This window comes from uncultured Planktosalinus sp. (genome assembly GCF_963973675.1).
Classification (GTDB): Bacteria; Bacteroidota; Bacteroidia; order Flavobacteriales; family Flavobacteriaceae; genus Planktosalinus.
In genome coordinates this window covers 1-6627 of record NZ_CAXBAN010000131.1, presented here as the reverse complement: position 1 = coordinate 6627, position 6627 = coordinate 1, and the positions used below count along the sequence as shown (strand labels likewise).

Genomic DNA, 6627 nt, shown 5'->3' with positions numbered 1-6627 from the left:
GGTGCATATGAGGTGCTTTTCATTGATTGAAAAGTCTACGGTCACCATCCCGTGTTCTTTTTTCGGAATCATCCCGTGAATGATGGCATTCTCTACAAAAGGCTGTATCAATAAGGGCGGAAGTGCCACGTCGTCTTCAATGGCCGGGTCCTTCAGGATGGCAAAATCAAAGGCTTTATTAAACCGCAGCTGCTCCAGCTCCAGGTAATTTTGCAGCGCTTCTATTTCTTTATCTACAGGGATGAGTGCCTCTTTTGAATATTCGAGTGTGAGCCGCATCAACTTAGAAAATTTAGCGAGGTATTTTATGGCAGAATCGTTGCCGTTTTGTACAATAAAGCTGGAAATAGACCCCAGGCAATTAAACACAAAGTGCGGATTCATTTGCAGGTGCAAGGCTTTTTGTTCATATTCGGCCAGGTTTTTCTGAAGGGTAAGTGTTTTTTTAAGTTGGTTGCGGTTATAAAATAAAAATCCCAGGCCTGCAAACAACAGTAAAAACATCCCTCCAAAAAGAAGTTGTTGGCGGTGTCTTTTGGACTGTTCTTCCAGTAGAACGGCCTGCCGTTGCTGCTGCTCTCTATGAAGGGCTTCTTTTTTCTCAAACTCAAAATTCATCTCTGCCTGCACGGTTTTACGAATGTTCTGATAACTGATCAGGCTGTCTTTTAAGCGGTCATACTCTTTGCCGTGTTGTAACGCTTTTTGGTAGTCTCCTGTTTGTTCATAAATGTTTTGTAGTTGTTGTTCGGTTAACACCAGCATCTCGAGGGTTGCAATTTCCCGGGCCAGTTCCAGTGCTTTAAATGTGGCTGCAATGGCTTCCGGATACATTTGTTCCTCTTTGTAAAAGCCTCCCAGATAATAATACGTGTCTGAGAGCCCGAATTGATCCTTGACTTTTTCGAAGGATCCAATGGCGTTGTTCCATGATTCCAAGGCTTTTTCCTTTTTGCCGGTTGTTTGATAGTAGTTCCCCAAATTGTTATAGAGTTCCCCCATCCCTCTGTGGTTGGGATGTTCACGAAACTGTTCTTCTGCTTCTGTGAAGTACTCCCGGGCTTTATCGGGCTGTCCTTCCGAAAGATAAATAGTACCGATGTTGGTGGTCGTGGTTCCAATGGTGGGGTCATTCAAACTGTCCTGCAGCCTCTGTGCCTTTATAAAATAATCCAGCGCTTTAAAATGGTCTTCCTGTGCTTTGTACACAATCCCCACATTGTTATATACCCTGGCCAGTCGTTGCCGGTCTTGTCCATTTTCGTAAATCTTCAGGGCTTTTAAATGGTATTGCAAGGCTTTGTCATAGCTGCTTTGTTCTGAAAACACAATACCGATGCTCCCGTACACACGTGCCAGTTGTTCTTTAAACCCGGTTTCAGAGGCAGCCTCAAAAACTTCCTTTGCCATTCGAAACTGCTCCAGTGCCTCCGGATAGTTGCCGCTTATAATGTTGTAGTTCCCCAGGTTGATATATGCGGTACCTTCAGCTTCTGTAAAGTTGATTTTTTGTGCAAGCTGCAGTGCTTGTTGGGCATAGGAAAAAGATTCTTCAGGACTTTTAGTGATGTATAAACCGGCAAGAGTGTTGAGTGCTTGCGCTTTTTCAATATCGTTTTGATTTTGATTCAGTAGGGTCTCCAGACTGTCTATTTGTTGTTCTTGTGCAAAGCCGATTAAGGCATACAACAGGAAAAAGGCAAAAAGCCCGGTGTTTTTTCTCATGGTTTAGGTATTCATTGGATACCAACAAATGTAAGATTTCATTTTAATGGTTGAGTGGTTAATTAGAATTTGAGTGGTTTCGCTTAGAATTTGACTGTTTGTTCTTTACGGTTTAACATAAAAAATCGCTATGCCATCTCATTAAAATTTTCGACATTTGTACGAGAACAACCCCCTATCCCACTTACCCAATGAAAAGAAGGGTGCTATTGATTGTATGCTTCCTGAATTTAATGATGACCGGCCTTGCTCAGGAAAAAAGTGATGCATTGATTAGGCAAGTTGTTGATTTAGCAGTTAAAACCATACAACAGGTTGAGGTTTATACTTCTTCAGGGTCAAGGGTTTTACAACTCAAAGCACAAACTACCATACCGTTGGATTCCTTAAGTGCCGGAGTGTATTTCGTATAAGTAACCTCTGAGTCAGGCTCTGTCTTTGTGAAAAAAATTATCAAAAAATAGGCATTAATACGTTTATATTAAGCTTTTCAGCCTGAATGAAAACCCTTGTCGATATAAGACAAGGGTTTTTTAGGTTAAAATGCAATGAAACTGAAAAAATTAAGAAAGATTGATTACTTAATTAGGCTTAACGTAACCTAAGTTACATTCCAAAAAGCACATTCTTTGTATTTTTATTGTCTAAACAAGTTTTTATGAAACTCATCATCGCAGCACTTATTTTTGTGTTTATTTTAGGCAGTTGTAAGAACAACAAAGAAACCTATGAAGTGCCCGTTGCATTTTCTAGTGATACAGAAGAAACCCACCCCGGCAAAAAACTACTGGAAACGCATTGTTATGTATGTCATGCTCCACAGGGTGCAGGTGTTGGTCACCAAAACCGCATCGCCCCTCCTATGGCCATGGTACAAAATCATTACATTGATTCAAACACCACAAAAGAAGCCTTTGTCAAAGACTTTTTGACGTTTCTTGAAAAGCCTTCTGAAGACATTGCTAAGATGCCCGGAGCCATTCGCAATTTTGGATTGATGCCCTATCAAAAGTTTCCGCAGGAAGCTTTGGAGCACATTGCTGATTACCTGTATGAGCACAATCCGCTGGATGAAACAGGTCGGGGTAAACAAGATCGTGGAAAGGGTAAAGGCATGGGTCGTGGCATGGGTCAAACCGACACGCTCAAAAACACCCTAGAACAAAAAGCAGCAAATGGCCTGGGGTATGCTTTGGAAACCAATCAACTGCTGGGACAAAACCTGATGGGTATTCTACAAAAAGAAGGGACTTTGCACGCACTGGAATTCTGTAATATCGAAGCCATTCCACTAACAAATCAAATGGAAGAAAAACACAGAGCTGTTATTAAACGCGTAAGCGACAAAAACCGCAATCCTAACAATGCCGCCAATGAGGAGGAAAAGTATTACATCGATTACTTTCAAAAAGAAATTGCAGCTGGCAACGACCCAAAACCGGTCGTGCTACCCGCAGGCGAGCAAACGCGGTTTTACTATCCCATTGTGACCAACAGTATGTGTCTGCAGTGCCACGGCCATCCGGACAAAATTGATTTAAAAGTACTGCATAAAATTAACGAATTGTATCCCAATGACCTGGCAATTGGTTATGGAGAAAATGAGGTGAGAGGCATTTGGAGCATTGTTTTTTAGAGCATAAAATTAATTTGAAAAACTGACCAATGTCATCTTTTTTTTGAAATGATTGAAGTAACTTTAGACATTCAGATATCATAACGGTCTACCGAATGTTATTACGTTCATTAAAACATATGTACCATGATTCCTTTACGTTACAAAGAACGGTACAAACAGCTCTTGCATAAGGACAGAATCACCAAAGAGGATGTCAAGCTGTTTAAAGAAGCCGTAGCACATTTTGTCATCAGGTATCCAGATTGGAAAAACATACAAACAACTTAGTTTTTCTAATGATTGTTACCCCTGGTTCAAAAATGTAAGGATCCACTCCGGCCCCCTGGCCGGATATTCAGAAGTCGCTACTACCCCCTTCTGAAATATTTAATAGCTGAGATTTCTAAAAAGAGTACCTCAGCATCTAATCAATTTTACAGGTTTTACTTTAAACCATTTAGATCATGCCACTTGTTGCCAACAAAAAAAGACGCTTCCCTGCGTTTGTTGAACCCTCCATCTTTAAACACCCGTTTTTTGATGAAGTATTAGATCGACCCAAAGACTTTTTTAACATCAACCGCTTATTTCAAGGAATTTCAGATGCTGACTTTGACTTCAGTCCGGCAGTTAATGTGAAGGAGCAGCCCAAGCATTACATTATTGAAGTCGCAGCTCCCGGATATTCGAAAGACGATTTTGAGATTACCATAGAAAATGGGATGTTGAATTTGTATGCCGAAAAAGAACATCAGTCTGAAGAAGAAAAAGAAGGCTATGTTAAAAAAGAGTTTAGTTACAATCGCTTTAAAAGAAGTTTGCGTTTACCGGAAACCATAGATGAAGAAAAAGAAGTAAAAGCCCTTTACAAAAATGGTATTTTACAACTCACGCTTCAAAAAATGGAACCCGAAAAAACCATTCCTCCCAAAAAAGTAAAAGTAACCTAAACTTAAGGGAAGGTGCTTTAGTAGTTGGAAGCACCTTCCCTAATTTAATTAAAGTGGTCAATGTTGAAGGCTTGCTTATTTTCCGGAAAAAATTGATAAAACCTTTTCTTGCATAGCAAAAAAGCCATTATTTTGCTTGAAACTACAATTGTATTTCTCCATGGCAAACAATCACTATCATTTCAAAGTATTTAAACCTTATGGAATGCTGAGCCAGTTTGTGTACAATCAAAATACCCGCAAAAACAAGCGTTTATTAACAGGTTTAGGAGTATTTCCTGAAGGTACCATGTCCATTGGCCGGTTGGATGAAGATTCTGAAGGTTTGTTGTTACTCACTACCTGCGGTAAGACCAGCGCAGTTGTGCGCAGCAAAGAGATTGAAAAGGAATATTATGTACAAGTGGATGGTCTCATCACACCTGCTGCGATTGCTGCGCTGCAACAAGGGGTCGAAATTTCCATTCAGGGAAGTACCTATACTACCATGCCTGCTCAAGTGTTTGTCCTTAAAGAAGTGCCTCAATTTCCCGAGCGTGCTAAAAAAGTACGAGATGACCGCCACGGCCCGTCAAGCTGGGTATCTATTACTGTTACCGAAGGCAAATTCAGACAGGTGCGAAAAATGACCGCTGCTGTGGGGTTTCCAACCCTCAGGTTGGTGCGGGTTCGCATTGGTAATGAAACGCTGGAAGGTTTGCCTTCTGAAGGCATCAAAGAAGTGAAGGATTTTGATTTATCACAGCATTTTTGAAACTCCAGCTATAAATCAAATAGGGTTGTACTCAAGCTTGCTAATTGAAAACCGCAACCACTCAAAGTCGCCTTCCGGAAGTTTCCACATTACGCTACATTGCTTAGGCACTCTGATTCCTTCTTGTTCTAAATAATCTGAAATAGTCACAACCCAGAGGTGCTTTTCTGCCTTTAAACCTCCACCGAAATACCGTTCAGCTTCAAACGATTCCAAATCACCTTTTTCAGAAAACCTAAAAATTCCTGACACAGTCATTCCGTTTTGAGTAAAAGAGGCTTTCGCAGAAAAAGGGTCACGGGCTTCCCAAACAATGTATGGTGAAGCGGCAGCAGAAGGAAACCAGCAAATTTCAGCCAAATAACGAATCATCGCGCCGGAATTCATCTGAGGCGTGTTTTTTTCATTCACTACAGGAAAAAGTGCTCCTAAAAGAATCATCATTTCACCTTCACCTTCTTTAAAAGCATCACGCCCTTTAAGGAACAGACCCAAGCCCATCGACACTTCTGCTGTCCAGTGAAATGCAGGGGGTTGTGAATTGAAATATTGTTCGGCAGTAAAGGGCATCCAACGGGATGAAGGCTTGGTTTTCATTTCACCGGACTGTTGCAGCCTTAAGCCTAACGTTCGTGGTTTACCCACCACCCCTGAACGTTTCATCCAGTGTTGCACAACCACCGGCAAGTGAGAAACATCTTCCGGAAGCAGAGTTGGTGTATTGTGGATGTATAAAGAATCCTGAAATTGTTTTTTTTCAAAGGCCCACTTTTTTTCCAGCAACCAATTACTGAAAGCAAACAAGAGACATATGAAAAGTACTATATTGGCCAGCGTACCCCATTGGGCATCCTGCCAGTGAAGAAAGATGAGTATCTGAGAACAAATAACAGCAATGATGCCTAAAAAAATCCAACTGTCTTTTTTGAAAAAAAAAGCAATGGAAGTCACAGCAAACAACAAAGCAGTCAATAACCAAAAAACAGCCATTGGTTTGGAAACAGAGAGCTCAACTGATTCCGTTTTTAAAATTTGAAAGCCCTTCAGAAACCCCAGAAGATGAATTATTCCATGGACACCTATCAGTAGAATTAAAAGTACTCGCATAGACCCAAAATCAAGTTATATATTGGGTGCAAGTTACCTATGCTTCGGTCTTGAATCTATGATATTTATCAGCTTAAAATCAGGCTATTTAGGATTTCTCGGGTTGTCTTCATACCAATCTTTAAAGGTTTTGTTTGATTTTCTTTTGGTTTGAAGAATGTAAATCACACCGATGAGCAACAATACAAAACCAGCTCCCCAAATTATATAATTATAGGGGAATACAGGATTCATAGCTGCATAAATGGAAATCACTAATAAAGCTATTAGAATCAGAGCCAACCAAATGTATCTTTTGTATCTTTTATTTTCCATACTCTTAATATACAAAATTTACTGACAAACTATTGTTAAACAGTTCTAAAGCTTGCGTTAAGACTGTGAATTGCATTTTGGTGTGTGAAGCAGGTTGTAGCCTCGGCAAGAATCGAACTTGCATCTAAAGTTTAGGAAACTTCTATTCTATCCATTGA

At 40.4% G+C, this 6627-nt stretch carries 8 protein-coding genes; 5 read left to right on the top strand and 3 right to left on the bottom strand.

What is annotated here, in order from left to right:
• A partial coding sequence (locus AACY61_RS06725) for a tetratricopeptide repeat protein (protein WP_339610810.1) occupies positions 1–1725 on the bottom strand: 1725 nt, incomplete at its 3' end.
• 191 nt (positions 1726–1916) lie between these two features.
• Here AACY61_RS06725 and AACY61_RS06720 point away from each other — a divergent pair.
• The 5 genes from AACY61_RS06720 to AACY61_RS06700 all read left to right on the top strand — a co-directional run bounded on the left by AACY61_RS06720 (position 1917) and on the right by AACY61_RS06700 (position 5047).
• A complete protein-coding gene (locus AACY61_RS06720) occupies positions 1917–2138 on the top strand; it encodes a T9SS type A sorting domain-containing protein (RefSeq protein ID WP_339610809.1) in 222 nt (73 codons plus the stop codon).
• Between the two features lie 245 nt (positions 2139–2383).
• The gene (locus AACY61_RS06715) at positions 2384–3361 is read left to right on the top strand and encodes a DUF3365 domain-containing protein (RefSeq protein WP_339610808.1); all 978 of its coding nucleotides are present in this window, start codon (positions 2384–2386) and stop codon (positions 3359–3361) included.
• Between the two features lie 126 nt (positions 3362–3487).
• Entirely contained in the window at positions 3488–3631 is a 144-nt protein-coding gene (locus AACY61_RS06710) for a hypothetical protein (RefSeq protein WP_339610807.1), read from the top strand.
• A 176-nt stretch (positions 3632–3807) separates the two neighbouring features.
• Complete coding sequence (locus AACY61_RS06705; protein ID WP_339610806.1) at positions 3808–4293, top strand: Hsp20/alpha crystallin family protein; 486 nt, start codon at positions 3808–3810, stop codon at positions 4291–4293.
• Between the two features lie 160 nt (positions 4294–4453).
• On the top strand, positions 4454–5047 hold the full coding sequence (locus AACY61_RS06700; protein WP_339610805.1) for a pseudouridine synthase: 594 nt from the start codon (positions 4454–4456) through the stop codon (positions 5045–5047).
• Positions 5048–5062: 15 nt separating this feature from the next.
• Here AACY61_RS06700 and AACY61_RS06695 read toward each other — a convergent pair whose 3' ends face one another.
• Both AACY61_RS06695 and AACY61_RS06690 read right to left on the bottom strand, forming a co-directional pair.
• The gene (locus tag AACY61_RS06695) at positions 5063–6154 is read right to left on the bottom strand and encodes a DUF6544 family protein (protein ID WP_339610804.1); all 1092 of its coding nucleotides are present in this window, start codon (positions 6152–6154) and stop codon (positions 5063–5065) included.
• 84 nt (positions 6155–6238) lie between these two features.
• Entirely contained in the window at positions 6239–6469 is a 231-nt protein-coding gene (locus tag AACY61_RS06690; protein WP_339610803.1) for a DUF308 domain-containing protein, read from the bottom strand.
• Between the last annotated feature and the right edge of the window lie 158 nt (positions 6470–6627).